This is a genomic window from Streptomyces flavotricini (genome assembly GCF_020639365.1).
Classification (GTDB): Bacteria; Actinomycetota; Actinomycetes; order Streptomycetales; family Streptomycetaceae; genus Streptomyces; species Streptomyces flavotricini.
In genome coordinates this window covers 1196879-1212498 of sequence record NZ_JAINUL010000001.1, presented here as the reverse complement: position 1 = coordinate 1212498, position 15620 = coordinate 1196879, and the positions used below count along the sequence as shown (strand labels likewise).

The window sequence follows — 15620 nt, the reverse complement described above, 5'->3', positions numbered from 1 at the left end:
CTGGTACTCCAGCCGCAGATCGTGATTTCGATGGTGAGGGGCGCCGAGGCCGGCGTGGATCATCTGGCCCGAGATCGCCCACGCCGTCACGGGCGTCGGCTCCTTCTTCGTCTACCCGAGTGCACCGAGACGGAGGGCGTCCCGTATCTCGCTGAGCTTCGCGGTCGTTGCCGGGGTACGCTCGTGCGCTTGCTCAGCGAGTCGGAGGGCGTCGTCAATCTCGCTGAGCTTCAGGGAGGACAGGACGGCCTCCCGCTCTATCAGGTCGTCCCGGGACACAGTGGTCAGCCACGTGCACGGGGTGAAGCCTGGACGCGGGAACGCGAGCCGCAGCACGCCTTCGAACGGCAGTCCCTCACCGGCGCCCACCATCACTTCGATGCCCAGACCGCTGATGTCGACGCCCGCCGGAGCAACGACCTGCATCACCCGGATCCCGGACGTGTCCTCGCCCGACAGCAGTACGACCAACCTCCGCTCGTCGAACTGAACCCACCAGACTTCGCCACGTTGCACAAGTCCTCCCAATACAGGACGGCAGGCAGACGCTGCGACCCTGACGCGCTGTGGAGACGGGCGCGGCCACCGTTGATCATCGGTGCGTGAAGACAAACGATCATGCGGTGGCCGCAGGTCACAGCGTAGACCCTGCTCGCTGGCAGGAAGCGTTCGAGGGCCTCTGGTCTACGCCGGCCGCCGCGGGCACGCCGCGGCGGACCGGGAACTGTACGTTCCGCGTTCCTGGACCTCCGCCCCCGACCGCTGCCGGGCAGCCGGACTTGGCGACAAGACGGAGTTCGTGACGTTGCTGATCCGCCGCAACCGCAGCACCGGCGAACTCGCGTACTGCCGCTGCTACTCGCCGGCCGCAGTGCCGCTGACCACCCTGGTGCGCGTCGCTGGATCAAGGTGGCGGGTCGAGGAGTCACCCGACGAGCTGATACCGCTCACCTGCGACGAGATCCAACGACTGTTCATGACGCTCGTCATCCAACGCGTCTTTGACCCTGTCCACCGGCTTGGCTGGTCCCTCTGGCGACGCCGCCGCCAGGCCCGATCCCAGACCAGCCGCTACCGACGACAAGCCGCTCAAGCATGAAGATCACGATCTGCGGCTGGAGTGCTAGTAGGCGCCGTTGACGTTGTCGATCGAGCCGTAGCGGTCCGCCGCGTAGTTGCAGGCGGCCGTGATGTTGGCGACCGGGTCGTACGAGTCCAGGGACGTGCCGGGCACGTGGTAGGCGCGGAAGGTCGGGTCGATGACCTGGAGCAGGCCCTTGGAGGGAATGCCCGCGGCGGCGTTGGAGTCCCAGTTGTTGATGGCCATCGGGTTGCCCGAGGACTCCCGCATCACGTTGCGGTGGATTCCGTTGTAGCTGCCGGGGATTCCGTGCTTGGCCATGATGTCCAGCGACTGCCGGATCCAGCCGTCGAGGTTGTTCGCGTACGTGGTGGCGGGCTTGGCCGCCGCGACCGCCTTCACCCCGGTCGCCTTCGCGGCGGCCGCCTTGGCCGCCGCGCCGATGCTCAGCTTGAGGCCGGGGCGGATGATCGAGGGGTTGGACCCGATGGCGCCGCGGTTGGCCTCGTACAGGGCCTGCCAGCCGCCGTTCACCGCGTGCTCGACGGCGATCTTCGAAAGGGTGTCGCCGACGGTGACCGAATAGGTGAGGGGAGCCGCCGCCTTTTCCACCGCCGGCTTGACGGCGGGCAGCGTGACGGCTTTCGCGGCGGGCGCCGCGGCCGGCTGCGTGACGGCCGCGCCGGCCGTGGTCGCGCTGATCAGCGGCAGGGCGAGGGCGGCGCCGCCGGTGCCGGCGACAGCCAGCTTGCGGGCGATCGGGCGCTGCTTCGGCCGACGGTGCTTACCGAGTCCGGGCATGGCGGAATTCCTCACGTGGGGGTGCGGGGGATCCCTGGCGGCCGCCGGTTTCGGCGGCTGCCCGCTGGGAATGACGTGAAGGTAAGCGAGTCCGCCGGGCGGGAACAAGACTCGAATTCCCCCTGGTGATCGACTTGCCGGTTTCAGGGTCGGAAACGACCTTGGGGGTGCCTTCGGGGAATGCCGAAATCCCTTTCCGGGAAAAGGGAATCGCCCGTTCCGGGTTTAATGATGTTGCTCCTATTCGAGTGACTCACATCACGGACCCCGGAAGCCGTTCAAGGAAACGGACAAGTCGCCCACACTCCGGCCCGATTCGGGCATCTCGCCCGTTGTTTGCGAACCGCCCACAGAGGGCACTTCCCGGCATGTCCGCGGAGGGTCAGAGGGGGCTGGGGACCTGCGCCAGCCGTTCCAGAGCCGCCGACACCGCCGCCCCGCCCGCCGGCAGCAGCGGGAGCCGTACGTCCGGCGTCGGGATCCGGCCCTGGGCGTGCAGCACGCCCTTCACCACCACCGGATTCGGCTCGGCGAAGAGCGCCGCCGAGAGCCGGGCCAGAGCGTGGCCCAGGGCCCGCGCCCGCGGCACGTCGCCGGCCCGCCAGGCCGCCGCCAGCTCCGCGTACCGCGCCGTCGCCAGGTGCGCCGAGGCCAGGATCCCGCCCGCCGCGCCCAGCGCCAGCAGGGGGGACACGTACAGGTCGTCGCCCGCCAGGACCGCGAACCCGTCCGGCGGCCCGCCCAGCAGCGCCACCGCCTCCTCGTCGACGCCGCCGCCCGCGTACTTCATCCCCGCCACCCCGGGCAGCTCCCCGAGGGCCCGCAGGGCGGCCGCGTCCAGCCGCTGCCCGGTCCGGTACGGGATGTGGTAGACGACCAGCGGTACGGGGCTCGCCTCGGCCAGCCGCGCGAAGTGCGCCAGCACCCCCGCCGCCCCGGGCCGTACGAAAGAGGGCACGGTCACCAGGGCGGCCCGCACCCCGGGCCGGCTCGCCAGCCGGCCGAGCCCCGCCTCGGCGGCCCGGGTGCCGCCCGCCCCGGCGCCCACGGTCAGCATCGCGCCCCGCTCCCGGCAGACCCGGGAGCAGACGTCGGTGACGAGGTCGCGCTCCGCCTCGTCGAGGGCGGCGGACTCGCCGGTGGTGCCGAGGGCGACGATCCCGGTGGCGCCCTCGTCGAGCACCTGGTGGGCGAGTGCCTCCAGGGCCCCGGCGGCGACGTCCCCGGAGCGCGTGAAGGGGGTGACGAGAGGTACGTGAATCCCGTGGAGGGAGAGGTCCTGTGTCATGCCCACGAGCTTCATCCGCCCCGAGCGCCGAATCCAGTTCGCGTTTCTTACCTGAACCGTAAGCTGAGCCGATGCTCGACGTACGACGCCTGCGCCTGCTGCGCGAACTCGCCCGCCGCGGGACCATCGCCGCGGTGGCCGAGGCCCTCGCGTTCAGCCCTTCGGCGGTGTCCCAGCAACTCGCCGTCCTCGAACGGGAGGCGGGGCTGCCGCTGCTCGAACGCACCGGCCGCCGGGTCCGGCTCACTGCGGCCGGCCAGAACCTGGTCCGGCACGCCGAGGCCGTGCTGGAGCGGCTGGAACAGGCCGACGCCGATCTCGCCGAGGCGCGCAGCGGACTGGCCGGAGCCCTGCGGGTCGGGGCCTTCCCCACCGCCATCCGGGCCATCGTCCCGGCCGCCCTGGTGGCCCTGGCCCGGCGCCACCCGGGGCTGGAACCGATGGTCTCGGAGACCGACCCGGCTGAGGTCGCGCACACGCTGCGCGCCGGGGACCTGGACGTGGCCCTGATCCACGAGTACGACTTCGTCCCCGCCCCGCAGGAGCCGGGGCTCGCGACGCAGCCGCTCTACCGGGAGTCGATGTACCTGGCGGCGCCGGCGCAGGCCACCCCGGCGCAGGCCACCCCGGCTCGGGCGGCTCTCGCCGAGACCGAGGCCGACACCGACACCGACACCGACACCGAGGCCGGAGCCGCGGCCCCCGGCCCCGGCCCCGAGCAGGGCGCCGTCCTGCGGGCCCACTCCGACGCCCCCTGGATCACGGCCACCCCCGGCACCCTCTGCCACGCCATGGCCCTGCGGGCCTGCCAGGCCGCCGGGTTCACCCCGCGGATCCGCCACCGGGTCGACGAGTTCCCCACCGTGCTCGCCCTGGTCGCGGCCGGTCAGGGCGTCGCCGTCGTCCCGCAGCTCGGGGTCATGGGCCCCGTGGACCCGGCCGTCTCCCTGACCCGGCTCCTCATGGAGCGCCGAACCAAAATCGCCTTCCGCAGCGGCGCCGCCGCCCACCCGGCCGTGGCCGCCTTCGGCGCGGCACTTCGCGCCGCCGTACCTCCGGAACTCGCCACTCCGGCTTCCCCGGCGTGACACGGCTCCCCTCCACCGCCGCGCCCGTGTACGTTCGTTGATCCAGACAGATCCGACCAGAGCGGGGTACGACGTGACGCATCGCGTACGAGGGGTCATTGCCCGGAGCAAGGGCGCACCGGTGGAGACGACGACGATCCTCGTGCCCGACCCGGGGCCCGGCGAGGCCCTGGTCAAGGTCCAGGCCTGCGGGGTCTGCCACACCGACCTCCATTACCGCGAGGGCGGCATCAACGACGAGTTCCCCTTCCTCCTCGGCCACGAGGCCGCCGGAATCGTCGAATCCGTCGGCCCGGACGTCACCTCCGTGGCACCCGGTGACTTCGTCGTCCTCAACTGGCGCGCCGTGTGCGGTACCTGCCGGGCCTGCAAGCGCGGCCGCCCCTGGTACTGCTTCAACACGCACAACGCCACGCAGCCCATGACCCTGGAGGACGGCACCCCGCTCTCCCCGGCGCTCGGCATCGGCGCGTTCGCCGAGAAGACCCTGGTCGCGGCCGGCCAGTGCACCAAGGTCGACCCGGCGGCCTCCCCGGCCGCCGCCGGGCTCCTCGGCTGCGGGGTGATGGCCGGCCTCGGCGCGGCCCTGAACACCGGCAACGTCGGACGGGGCGACTCGGTCGCCGTCATCGGCTGCGGGGGAGTGGGCAACGCGGCCATCGCCGGCGCCCGCCTCGCCGGCGCGGCCCGGATCATCGCCGTCGACCTCGACGACCGGAAGCTGGAGTGGGCGCGCGGCCTCGGTGCCACCCACACCGTCAACGGCGCATCGGAGGACGTGGTCAAGGCCGTCCGAGCCCTGACCGGCGGCAACGGCGCCGACGTGGTCATCGACGCCGTGGGCCGCCCCGAGACCTACCAGCAAGCCTTCTACGCCCGCGACCTCGCCGGCACGGTGGTCCTCGTCGGCGTGCCCACGCCGGAGATGAAGCTCGAACTCCCGCTGCTCGACGTCTTCGGCCGCGGCGGCTCCCTCAAGTCCTCCTGGTACGGGGACTGCCTGCCCGAGCGGGACTTCCCCCTCCTCATCGACCTCTACCTCCAGGGCCGCCTCGACCTCGACGCCTTCGTCTCCGAGACGATCCCCCTGGACGCCGTGGAAGAGGCCTTCACCCGCATGCACCGCGGCGAGGTCCTCCGCTCGGTGGTCGAGTTCTAGGGGGACACCCCCCGGCCCCACCCGGACCGTGCAGGCCCCCGCCTGACGTAGGCGCAGGTGGGGCCAGGGTGCGCGGCGGACCCGTACTAGACTCGGCCGGGCCGCCACACCCGTGCCCCGGTCGCGATCCGGCCCGGGGCTGCCGCACACCCAGGGGCCGTTCGTGACCGTCGACCGCACCTACCGCCAGCCCGGTGTCGTCCTCACCGACCACCGCTTCAGCGTCCCGCTCGACCACGGGCGCCCGGACGGGGAGCACATCGAGCTGTACGCCCGCGAGGCCGTCGCCATCGGCAAGGACCCCGAGACCCTGCCCTGGCTGCTGTACCTGGAGGGCGGCCCCGGCTTCGGCGCCCGCCGCTTCACCGGTCGGCAGGCCTGGCTGGAGCGCGCCCTCACCGAGTACCGCGTCCTCCTGCTCGACCAGCGCGGCACCGGCCGCTCCACCCCGGCGAACCGCCAGACGCTGCCCCTGCGCGGCACGCCCGCGCAGCAGGCCGAGTACCTCGCGCACTTCCGCGCCGACTCCATCGTGCGCGACGCCGAGGCCATCCGCCCCGGCCTGACCGGCGGCGCGCCCTGGACCGTGCTCGGGCAGAGCTTCGGCGGCTTCTGCACCACCCACTACCTCTCCACCGCCCCCGAGGGCCTGACCGCCGCCCTGATCACCGGCGGTCTGCCCTCCCTGACCGCCACCGCCGACGAGGTGTACGCGGCGGCGTACCCCCGCATGGAGCGCAAGAACCGGGCCCACTACGCCCGCTACCCGATGGACGTCGAACGCGCCCGCCGCGTCGCCGCCCACCTCGTGGAGCGCCCGGCCGAACTCCCCGGCGGCCACCTCCTCACCGCCGAGGCCTTCCAGTCCCTCGGCATCCTGCTCGGCACCGGCGACGGCAGCCACCAGCTGCACTACCTGCTCGAGGACGCCTTCGTCCCGACCCCGGCGGGCCCAGCCCTCGCCGACGCATTCCTGGAACACGTACGGGGGCTGCTCTCCTTCGCCGCGCACCCCCTGTACGCCCTGCTCCACGAGCCCATCTACGCCCAGGACCCGGCCGCGCCGACCGCCTGGGCCGCCGAACGGGTCCGCGCCGGCCACCCCGGCTTCGACGCCGCGAAGACCCTCGCGGGCGACGAGCCGTTGCTGTTCACCGGCGAGACCGTCCACCCCTGGCACTTCACCGCCGACCCCGCGCTGGCCCCGCTGCGCGAGACCGCCGGACTGCTGGCCGCCCGTACCGGCTGGGGACCCCTGTACGACCCGGCCCGGCTCGCCGCCAACGAGGTCCCGGTGGCCGCCGCGATCTACCACGACGACCTGTACGTGGACACCGCGCACTCCCTGGACACGGCCGCGCGGATCCGGGGCCTGCGGACCTGGGTGACGGACGAGTTCGAACACGACGGGGTCCGCGCCGGCGGCCCCCGCGTCCTGGACCGACTTCTGGCCCTCGTACGCGACGACGTCTAGGACTCGGCTCGCGGAACGCTGAGCTCCGGGAACGGGCGTTTATTGTGCGGGCATGACCGAACAACTGGATCAGCCCGCGCCCTTGGAGCCGATGCCCGCCGACTGGCGGCGCGCCCTCGCGGTGGTCGCCCACCCCGACGATCTGGAGTACGGCGGGGCCGGGGCGATCGCCCACTGGACGGACGGCGGCCGTGAGGTCGTCTACCTGCTGGCCACCCGGGGCGAGGCCGGCATCGACACGATCCCGCCCGAGGAGTGCGCCCCGCTGCGCGAGGCCGAGCAGCGCGCGAGCGCCGCGGTGGTCGGGGTCTCCACGGTGGAGTTCCTCGACTACCGCGACGGCGTCGTCGAGTACGGCCTGGACCTGCGCCGGGACATCGCGGCCGCCATCCGCCGGCACCGCCCCGAACTGCTCATCACCCTCAACCACCGCGACACCTGGGGCGGTCAGGGCGGCGGGGGCAACTGGAACACCCCCGACCACAAGGCCGTCGGCCGGGCCGCCCTGGACGCCGCCGCCGACGCCGGGAACCGGTGGATCTTTCCGGAGCTCATCTCCGAGCAGGGCCTGGAGCCCTGGAACGGAGTGCGCTGGGTCGCGGTGGCCGGGTCCCCGACGCCCACGCACGCCGTGGACGCGGGTCCCGGACTGGAGCGTTCGATCAAGTCGCTGATGGAGCACAAGGCGTACATCGAGGTCCTGACCGACCAGGACCCCGAGGAGTACGTCCGCGGCTTCCTCACCGGTTATGCCGAGCAGGCGGCGCCGCGTTTCGGCGGCCGCCCGGCGGTGACGTTCGAGGTCTTCACCCGCTGAGTCCGCAACCTCTATTCTGACGAACCGTCAGAAGGAGGGGTTTCGTGATCGACACCATCGGCAACGAGGTCGCGGAGGGGGAGGAACGCATCCGGCTGGAGACCGCGGACGGGATCGCGGTCCTCACCCTCTGCCGCCCGGACCGGCTCAACGGCTGGAGCTGGGAGTCCACCCGTCAGCTGGGCCTGCTCGCGGACCGGATCCGCTTCGATCCGGACGTACGGGTGGTCCTGCTGCGGGCCGAGGGCCGTGCCTTCTGCGCGGGCATCGACGTGAAGGCCCCGGGCGGCGCCATCACGGGCGCGACGGCCGCCGAGCGGACGCGCAACTACTACGAGGGCATCCGCTGGGTGCACGAACGCTTCGCCGTGCTGTCGCGGCTTCCGCAGCCGGTGGTGGCGGCCGTACAGGGCTACTGCCTCGGCTTCGGCTTCGAACTGGCCCTGATGGCCGACCTCCGCGTCGCCGCCGAGGACGCCGTCTTCGCCCTGCCCGAGACGCAGCTCGGCGTGGCGGTGGACGCGGGCGGCGACCTGCGGATCGCCCGCGAGGCGGGCGCGGGCTGGGCCAAGTTCCTGGCGCTGACCGGCCGCCGCATCGACGCGGCGACGGCGTACCGCCTGAACCTGGTCCAACTGCTCGTCCCCCCGCAGGAGCTGGACGCCGCGGCCCGCGCGGTGGCGGCCGAGATCGCGGCCAACGCCCCGCTCGCCGTGCAGGGCGTCAAGCGCGCGATCGACGCCTACGCGGACGCCGCCCTCGCCCCGGCCCTCGACCGCGTCGCGATGACGGCGGCCCTGACCCTCACCTCCGAGGACTGCCGCGAGGGCTACGCCGCCAAGGCGGCCCGCCGCCCGCCGCACTTCACCGGAGGCTGAACACCGGCCGCGTCGAGAACCCCTCGTGCAGGCCCTCGCCGCCCGGTCCGTACGCGAACTCGGCCGTGGACGGGTTGCGGTTGGCGGTGGCCAGCGGCAGCCACCCGAGCAGGTCGCCGTATCCGCCGCAGACGGCCTCGCCCCCGTCACCGCCGTGCACCGCGGCCCGGTCGCTGCTCAGCTCCGTGGCGTAGCTGTCGTACGCGATGTGCAGCCCGAAGGCGTTCGGTGCGTGCCGCAGGCCGCCGTCGCCCCCGTACGAGGGCTCCTCCAGGGGGCACTCGTCGCCCCACCGGAACAAGGTGCCCGCCCCGGCCCCGCAGGCGTGCTCCCACTCGTCGGCGCCCGGCATCCGCAGCCCGCGCGCCGCGAGCACGTCCGGCACCGCCTCCGGGTGCTCGGTCAGCGCCTCGTCCTCCACCGCCATGAGCACGGTGGCGAGCGCCGCGGTGCGGACCGGGCTGAGCACCTCGGCGAGGTAGTCCTTCAGGGGGAGCTCGTAGCCGTACCCCTCCGCCCGGCTCTCCTCGTAGTCGGCGAGCTGCGCGGACGTCGGCACCCAGGCGTCCGGATCGAACCCGAGCCGCACCGGCCCGCCGGGTATGAGGGCGAACTCCCGTCCCTCGCGCTCGATGCGCACCCGGTGCAGCGGTCCGCCGAGGTGGTCGACGGTGTCGAGCCGCACCACCCGGCCGCCCGCCTGCGCGGCGGCCTCGTGCGCGAAGCGCCCGGCGGCGGCCCGGTCGAGCGAGCGCCAGCGGTCAAGGGTCAGATCGGCGAGAGACATGGTCCGATCCTCGCACCGGGCACTGACAACCGGCCTTCAGGCGCTGTACGGTCCGCGGCCCAGCTGCGTGCGGACCGGGACCACCTCGGGGTTGACCAGCGAGCGGCGCTGCCAGTTCGCGCCGTCGACCACCAGCGTGTGGCCGGTGATGAACCGGGCGTACGGGGAGGCCAGGAAGGTGGCCGCCCAGCCGAGTTCGCGCGGGGCGCCGACGCGCAGGGCGGGCTGGCGGGAGTCACGGGCATCGGGAGCGGCCCGCTCCAGGCCGTCGCGGATGTCCCCGGTCATGTCGGCGTGCGGGAACAGGCCGGGCACGAGCCCGTTGACCTGGATGCCGTACGGGCCCCACTCGACGGCGAGCGTCTCCACCAGGTTCTTCACCCCGGCCTTGGCGGCCGCGCTGTGGGCGAAGCCCGGCCCGCCGGTCCAGGCGTACGAGGCGCCGATGTTCACGATGGACCCGGGCGTGCCGGCGCCGAGGTGGCGGCGGGCGAACTCGCGGGTCGTGAACCAGGTGCCGGTCAGGGTGATGTCGACGACCGCCCGCCAGGCGTTCGGGGACAGGTCCTCCGCCGGGGAAGGGAAGTTGGCGGCCGCATTGTTGACCAGGACGTCCGGCAGGCCGAGCGCCGCCTGCGCCGCGTCGAAGACCTCCGAGATCCGCTCCGGCTCCCGGATGTCGCAGACGGCGGCCGTCACCCGGCCCGCGCCGGGGACGGCCGCCAGCTCCTTCCGCGCCGCCTCCAGCCGCTCGGCGCGCCGGCCCGCGATCACCAGATCCGCGCCGAGTCGCGCGAACTCGGCGGCGATGGCCTTGCCGAGACCGGTGCCGCCGCCGGTGACGAGGACCACCTGACCCGCGTACGTACCGGCGGGCAGCGCGGCGGACCCGAGCGGCGGCGGAGCGGGCAGCCCGGGCGGAGCGGGCGGGATCTCGTCCGTCATGGGGCATCGATAGCGCGCGGGCGCCGAGATCACCATGCCCGTGACGGGGTCACTTCTGCGGCGTGTACGCCTGCTTGCTCGCGCAGGTCCACACCACGGCGGTGCCCTTCATCGTCTCCCCGTCGTAGAACGTGCCGCCCACCCGGTCGTCGTCCGAGGCCGCGTAAGCGGAGCTGCGCGAGTCCGGGCCGGTGCCGGCGGGGTGGGGGAGGGCCAGAGGGGCTCCCGTGCCCGGCCAGTACGCGGCGTGGACGAAGTTGGGGTATCCCTCGACGAAGGTGACGGCCGAGCCGACGGCCACGTTCGTGGCCGGGCTGAGCCCGTCGAAGGTCACCTGGTCGTAGCCCGTGACCCGGCCGGGGTCGTTCGGCAGGGCGTCGTACGGCTTCTTCCAGACGGCGGGCTTGCGCTCCTGCCAGTCGCGGTAGCTGCGGTCCTCGTGGCCGACGACCCGGCCGCGGTCGTCGATGCCGGACGCGGTCGTGCGGACCGTCGGGTCGTCCTCGGTCCACACCTGCAGGCTGTACGGCGGGTACCCGCCCCCGGCGGGCCAGACGACCGGGAAGGTCTTCCCCCTGAGCTGGTCGTCCTCCTCGTAGGACGTCCGGGCCGTGCCGACGATGTCCCCGCGCGCGTTGATCCCGTTCACCGAGACGATGCCGGTGCCCGGGTGGGCGTCGGCGGGCACCGGCAGCTCGCGCACCACCGCGCCGTTCAGCCATTCCTTGGCGACGCCGCCCTCCATGCCGACGGAGCGGCCCGCGTCGTTGACGTCCGTCACCGCGCTCGCGGTGGCTCCGCCGCCGATCAGCCGGACCGCCGCCGCACCCTTCTGGTACGTGAACCCGTAAGGGGTGTCGGGCGTACCGGCGCGCCGCAGGGTGCCCACCATCAGGCCCTTGGCGTTCACCGCGCGCACCTCGCCGGACACGAAGCCCTCGGGCAGCGGGACGGCGTGCACCGCGTGGTCGGCCGTCCAGTAGGCGGGCAGTCCGACGCTCTCGCCGGCCACGAGGCCGCCGGCCCCGAAGGCCCGTACGGATCCGTAGGCGGGCGAGGGGCCCGCCGCGAGGGCGGGCAGCCGGAGGATGGCCGGCGTGCACGCGGTCCCGGCCGCCGCGGCCGGGGCGGCCGCCGTGATCAGTCCGGCCAGAACGACGGCGGCAGCGGCCGCGGACGCGCTTCTTCTCATCTGGTGGTCCCCCCTGGACTCAAGTCATGACAAGTGCACGACACATGCTGCCTGATCGGGGGCCGGAGTGGCCGGATCGGCGCGTGGTGTTTCGGTCCGGCCCGGAATCCCTCCCGCCGACGGTTCCCAGAGTGACAAGCGACCGCTTAGTATGCCCGCGGAGCGTGGTTCCTCGACGGCGGCTGGAGGCCCCGGATGCAGGCATGGCGAGTACATACCCCCGGCGAACCCCGAGAGGCCATGCGCCTCGAGGAGGTTCCCGAACCGGTGCCCGGCGAGGGCGAGGTGAGGCTCAAGGTGCTCGCGGCGAACGTCAACTTCCCCGACGCGCTGCTCGTCCGGGGCCAGTACCAGATCCGCCCGCCGCTGCCCTTCACCCCCGGCGTCGAGATCTGCGGCGAGACCGAGGACGGCCGCCGCGTCATCGCCAACCCGAGCCTGCCGCACGGCGGCTTCGCCGAGTACGTCACCGCTTCCGCCCGCGCCCTGCTGCCGGCCCCCGAGACCCTCGACGACGCCGAGGCCGCCGCCCTGCACATCGGCTACCAGACCGGCTGGTTCGGCCTGCACCGCCGGGCCCGCCTCGCAGCCGGCGAGACCCTCCTCGTCCACGCCGCCGCCGGCGGGGTCGGCAGCGCCGCCGTCCAGCTCGGCAAGGCCGCCGGCGCCACCGTCATCGGGGTCGTCGGCGGCAAGGCCAAGGCGCGCACCGCCGAGGAACTCGGCTGCGACCTGGTGATCGACCGGACGAGCGAGGACATCGTCGGCCAGGTCAAGGAGTTCACCGGCGGGCGCGGGGCCGACGTGGTCTACGACCCCGTCGGCGGCGACGCGTACGCCGCCTCCGCCAAGTGCGTGGCCTTCGAGGGCCGGATCGTCGTCGTCGGCTTCGCGAGCGGCACCATCCCCGCCCCCGCCCTCAACCACGCCCTCGTGAAGAACTACGCCGTCCTCGGCCTGCACTGGGGCCTGTACGCCACCAAGGACCCCGCCGCCATCGCCGCCTGCCACGCCGAGCTCACCCGGCTCGCCGCCGAGGGCGCGATCAAGCCGCTGGTCAGCGAACGCGTCCCGCTCGCCGCGACCGCCGACGCCGTACAGCGCCTCGCCGACGGGACCACCACCGGCCGGCTGGTCGTCGTACCGGCCCTGGACGGAGGCGGTTCGCGATGACCACCTCCGAAGCGCTGGTGGCGCGCGTACGGGACCTGCTGCTCGCCCACCCGCCGGCCGACACCGACCGCGCCGACTTCCTGCGGGCCCGCTTCGACGCCGGCCTCGCCTGGGTCCACTACCCCGAGGGCCTCGGCGGGCTCGCCGCGCCCCGCACCCTCCAGGCCGTCGTCGACGCCGAACTCGAAGCCGCCGGCGCCCCCGACAACGACCCGCGCCGCATCGGCATCGGCCTGGGCATGGCCGCGCCCACCATCCTCGCGTACGGCACCGACGAGCAGAAGCGGCGCTTCCTGCGCCCCCTGTGGACGGGGGAGGAGGTCTGGTGCCAGCTCTTCAGCGAGCCCGGCGCCGGCTCCGACCTCGCCGCGCTCGCCACCCGCGCGGTCCGCGAGGGCGCCACCGGCGACTGGATCGTCGACGGGCAGAAGGTGTGGACCTCCAGCGCCCACACCGCCCGCTGGGCCATCCTGATCGCCCGCACGGACCCGGCGCTCCCCAAGCACCAGGGCATCACGTACTTCCTCTGCGACATGCACGCCCCCGGCGTCGAGGTCCGGCCGCTGCGCCAGATCACCGGTGAGGCCGAGTTCAACGAGGTCTTCCTGACCGGTGTCCGCATCCCCGACGGCCACCGGCTCGGCGCCGTCGGCCAGGGCTGGGAGGTCGCCCGCACCACCCTGATGAACGAACGCGTCTCCATCGGCGGCATGCGGATCCCCCGCGAGGGCGGCATGATCGCACCGGTCGCCGCCGCCTGGCGCGAACGGCCCGAACTGCGGACCCACGCCCTGCACCAGCGGCTGCTCCGGCTGTGGGTCCAGGCCGAGGTCGCCCGGCTCACCGGCGAACGGCTGCGCCAGCAGCTCGCCGCCGGGCAGCCCGGCCCCGAAGGATCCGGGATGAAGCTCACCTTCGCCCGCCTCAACCAGGAGATCAGCGGCCTGGAGGTGGAACTCCTCGGCGAGGAGGGCCTGCTGTACGAGGACTGGACGATGCGCCGGCCCGAGCTCGTCGACTTCACCGGCCGCGACGCCGGCTACCGCTACCTGCGCGCCAAGGGCAACAGCATCGAGGGCGGCACCAGCGAAATCCTCCTCAACATCGTCGCCGAACGCGTCCTAGGCCTGCCCGCCGAGCCGCGCGACGACAAGGACCTCGCCTGGAAGGACCTGGCCCGATGAGCACTGCGTTCGACCTGCTGTACTCCGAGACGGAGGAGGAGCTCCGGTCCGCCGTACGCGCGCTGCTCGCGGACCGCTGCGCACCGGCGGCCGTGCTCGCCCGGGCGGAGACCGGCCGGCCGCACGACCCCGGGCTGTGGCACACGCTCGCGGCGGAGATCGGCACGGCGGGGCTGCTCGTGCCGGAGAAGCGCGGCGGGCAGGGCGCGGGCCACCGGGAGGCGGCCGTGGTCCTGGAGGAGCTGGGCCGGGCCGTGGCACCCGTGCCGTACCTGACGAGCGCGGTGCTCGCCACGGAGATCCTGCTGGGCTGCGACACCCCGGAGGCCGGCGACCTCCTGCGGGAACTGGCCGCGGGCCGGCAGGTCTGCGCACCGGCGCTGCCGCTGACGCAGGCCCCGGGCGCGCCGTTGCCGTCCGCCGTACGGGACACCGGGGGCGGGACCCTGACGGGCACCGTCACCTCGGTGGCGGACGCGGTGGCCGCCGACGTCCTGCTGGTCCTCGCCGACACGGGGCTGTACGCGGTCCCGGCGGGCGAGGTCGAGCTGACCGGGCTGGTCCCGCTGGACCTGACCCGTCCGCTCGCCGACGTGACGCTGGGCGGCGCGGCGGGGACCCTGCTCGCGGACCCGGCGACGGCGCGGGCGGCGGTGGCCGGGGCGCTCCTCTCCGGGGCCGGACTGCTGGCCTCCGAGCAGCTCGGGATCGCGCAGTGGTGCCTGACGGAGACGGTGCGCCACGTGCGCGGCCGCAACCAGTTCAACCGGCCGGTCGGCTCCTTCCAGGCGCTGAAGCACCGGCTGGCGCAGCTGTGGCTGGACGTGGCCTCGGCCCGGGCCGCGGCCCGCGCGGCGGCGGACGCACTGGCCACCGGGGCCCCCGACGCCCCGCTGACGGTGGCGGTCGCGCAGGCGTACTGCTCCGGCGTGGCGGTGAGCGCGGCGGAGGAGTGCGTGCAGCTGCACGGCGGCATCGGGATGACCTGGGAGCACCCGGCGCACCTGTACCTGAAGCGCGCCAAGTCCGATGCCCTGACCCTGGGCACCCCGGGCCACCACCACACCCTGGTGGCCGACTTCGCGGAGCTCCCGGCCCCGTAGTCCCGTCCCCGCCGGCGCGTGAGGCGCGTGAGGCGCGGGGTCCGGGGGACGGCCGGGGACTGGGCGGGCGGGGCGGTACGGGGAGAAGGCGCGCGCAGCGGCCGGGGGACGGCACCCGGCACGGGATGGCCGAACGGCCGATGCGCGGCGGCCCGCCGGGAAGGCAGGGTCGACGGGCCGATCCGCAATCCCGTCCCGTCCGCCCCGTCCCGTCCGCCCCGCCCCGTCCCCAGAAGGAGGCGCCGTGCTGCACGCCCTCCACCTCCTCGGCATAGCCGCCTTCGCCGCCTCCGGAGTCCTCGCCGCCCACCGGGCCGACATGGCCCGTTCGGCGGGCTGGTCCTGGCCTTCGCCGCCGCCATCGACGCCCACGCCACGCCCCTCGCCGTGCCCATCCTCGCCGTGCTGACCGGGGTCACCGGCGAGGTCCTCCACGACGTCCTGTGCGGGAGTTCCCACCGCTGCTCCTGCGCGAGGAGGTGTACGCGACCGCCGCGCTCGCCGGGGCGGCCTGCTACCTCGGCCTGCGCGGGGCCGGTACCGGGGACACGCCCGACATCGCCGTCTCCGCCGGGCTCGTCCTCACGCTCCGCATGGCAGCCGTCTTCCGCGACCTGCACCTGCCCCGCCTTCAGCGGGCCGCCGGCTGA

At 74.0% G+C, this 15620-nt stretch carries 16 protein-coding genes and 1 pseudogene; 11 read left to right on the top strand and 6 right to left on the bottom strand.

Annotated features, from left to right (window positions below):
- Window positions 1-111: 111 nt before the first annotated feature.
- Window positions 112-516, bottom strand: coding sequence for a type II toxin-antitoxin system PemK/MazF family toxin (locus tag K7B10_RS05790; RefSeq protein ID WP_229334860.1), 405 nt, complete (start codon window positions 514-516; stop codon window positions 112-114).
- Window positions 517-679: 163 nt separating this feature from the next.
- On the opposite strand from K7B10_RS05790, the pseudogene K7B10_RS41805 reads away from it, so the two are divergent.
- Window positions 680-805: pseudogene (locus K7B10_RS41805) on the top strand (IS701 family transposase); the annotation flags it as partial.
- A complete protein-coding gene (locus tag K7B10_RS41800; RefSeq protein WP_229345772.1) occupies window positions 800-1099 on the top strand; it encodes a hypothetical protein in 300 nt (99 codons plus the stop codon). The pseudogene K7B10_RS41805 and the gene K7B10_RS41800, both read left to right, overlap by 6 nt.
- Before the next feature lie 24 nt (window positions 1100-1123).
- On the opposite strand, the gene K7B10_RS05780 is transcribed toward K7B10_RS41800, so the two are convergent.
- Window positions 1124-1882, bottom strand: coding sequence for a transglycosylase SLT domain-containing protein (locus K7B10_RS05780; protein ID WP_229334859.1), 759 nt, complete (start codon window positions 1880-1882; stop codon window positions 1124-1126).
- Between the two features lie 382 nt (window positions 1883-2264).
- Window positions 2265-3170, bottom strand: coding sequence for a dihydrodipicolinate synthase family protein (locus tag K7B10_RS05775; protein WP_229334858.1), 906 nt, complete (start codon window positions 3168-3170; stop codon window positions 2265-2267).
- Between the two features lie 71 nt (window positions 3171-3241).
- Between K7B10_RS05775 and K7B10_RS05770 the strand changes: the two genes are divergently transcribed.
- From K7B10_RS05770 to K7B10_RS05750, 5 genes are all read left to right on the top strand, one after another.
- Window positions 3242-4258, top strand: a complete 1017-nt coding sequence (locus K7B10_RS05770) for a LysR family transcriptional regulator (protein ID WP_229334857.1) — start codon at window positions 3242-3244, stop codon at window positions 4256-4258.
- Window positions 4259-4331: 73 nt separating this feature from the next.
- Complete coding sequence (locus K7B10_RS05765) at window positions 4332-5417, top strand: S-(hydroxymethyl)mycothiol dehydrogenase (protein WP_229334856.1); 1086 nt, start codon at window positions 4332-4334, stop codon at window positions 5415-5417.
- Window positions 5418-5580: 163 nt separating this feature from the next.
- Window positions 5581-6891: an alpha/beta fold hydrolase gene (locus tag K7B10_RS05760; protein WP_229334855.1), complete on the top strand. Its 1311-nt coding sequence runs from the start codon at window positions 5581-5583 to the stop codon at window positions 6889-6891.
- A gap of 52 nt (window positions 6892-6943) precedes the next feature.
- Window positions 6944-7708, top strand: a complete 765-nt coding sequence (locus K7B10_RS05755) for a PIG-L deacetylase family protein (RefSeq protein WP_229334854.1) — start codon at window positions 6944-6946, stop codon at window positions 7706-7708.
- A gap of 44 nt (window positions 7709-7752) precedes the next feature.
- A complete protein-coding gene (locus K7B10_RS05750) occupies window positions 7753-8586 on the top strand; it encodes an enoyl-CoA hydratase/isomerase family protein (RefSeq protein WP_229334853.1) in 834 nt (277 codons plus the stop codon).
- On the opposite strand, the gene K7B10_RS05745 is transcribed toward K7B10_RS05750, so the two are convergent.
- From K7B10_RS05745 to K7B10_RS05735, 3 genes are read right to left on the bottom strand one after another with little or no spacing between them, the layout of a single operon-like run.
- On the bottom strand, window positions 8573-9373 hold the full coding sequence (locus tag K7B10_RS05745) for a hypothetical protein (protein WP_229334852.1): 801 nt from the start codon (window positions 9371-9373) through the stop codon (window positions 8573-8575). The genes K7B10_RS05750 and K7B10_RS05745 overlap by 14 nt on opposite strands.
- A 36-nt stretch (window positions 9374-9409) precedes the next feature.
- Window positions 9410-10318: an SDR family oxidoreductase gene (locus K7B10_RS05740; RefSeq protein ID WP_229334851.1), complete on the bottom strand. Its 909-nt coding sequence runs from the start codon at window positions 10316-10318 to the stop codon at window positions 9410-9412.
- Between the two features lie 49 nt (window positions 10319-10367).
- Window positions 10368-11510, bottom strand: a complete 1143-nt coding sequence (locus K7B10_RS05735; RefSeq protein WP_229334850.1) for a hypothetical protein — start codon at window positions 11508-11510, stop codon at window positions 10368-10370.
- Window positions 11511-11705: 195 nt separating this feature from the next.
- Between K7B10_RS05735 and K7B10_RS05730 the strand changes: the two genes are divergently transcribed.
- From K7B10_RS05730 to K7B10_RS05715, 4 genes are all read left to right on the top strand, one after another.
- Entirely contained in the window at window positions 11706-12683 is a 978-nt protein-coding gene (locus K7B10_RS05730; RefSeq protein WP_229334849.1) for an NADPH:quinone oxidoreductase family protein, read from the top strand.
- The gene (locus tag K7B10_RS05725; RefSeq protein ID WP_229334848.1) at window positions 12680-13867 is read left to right on the top strand and encodes an acyl-CoA dehydrogenase family protein; all 1188 of its coding nucleotides are present in this window, start codon (window positions 12680-12682) and stop codon (window positions 13865-13867) included. Before K7B10_RS05730 ends, K7B10_RS05725 begins: the two co-directional genes overlap by 4 nt.
- On the top strand, window positions 13864-14970 hold the full coding sequence (locus tag K7B10_RS05720; protein WP_229334847.1) for an acyl-CoA dehydrogenase family protein: 1107 nt from the start codon (window positions 13864-13866) through the stop codon (window positions 14968-14970). Before K7B10_RS05725 ends, K7B10_RS05720 begins: the two co-directional genes overlap by 4 nt.
- A 443-nt stretch (window positions 14971-15413) precedes the next feature.
- The gene (locus K7B10_RS05715; RefSeq protein ID WP_229334846.1) at window positions 15414-15620 is read left to right on the top strand and encodes a hypothetical protein; all 207 of its coding nucleotides are present in this window, start codon (window positions 15414-15416) and stop codon (window positions 15618-15620) included.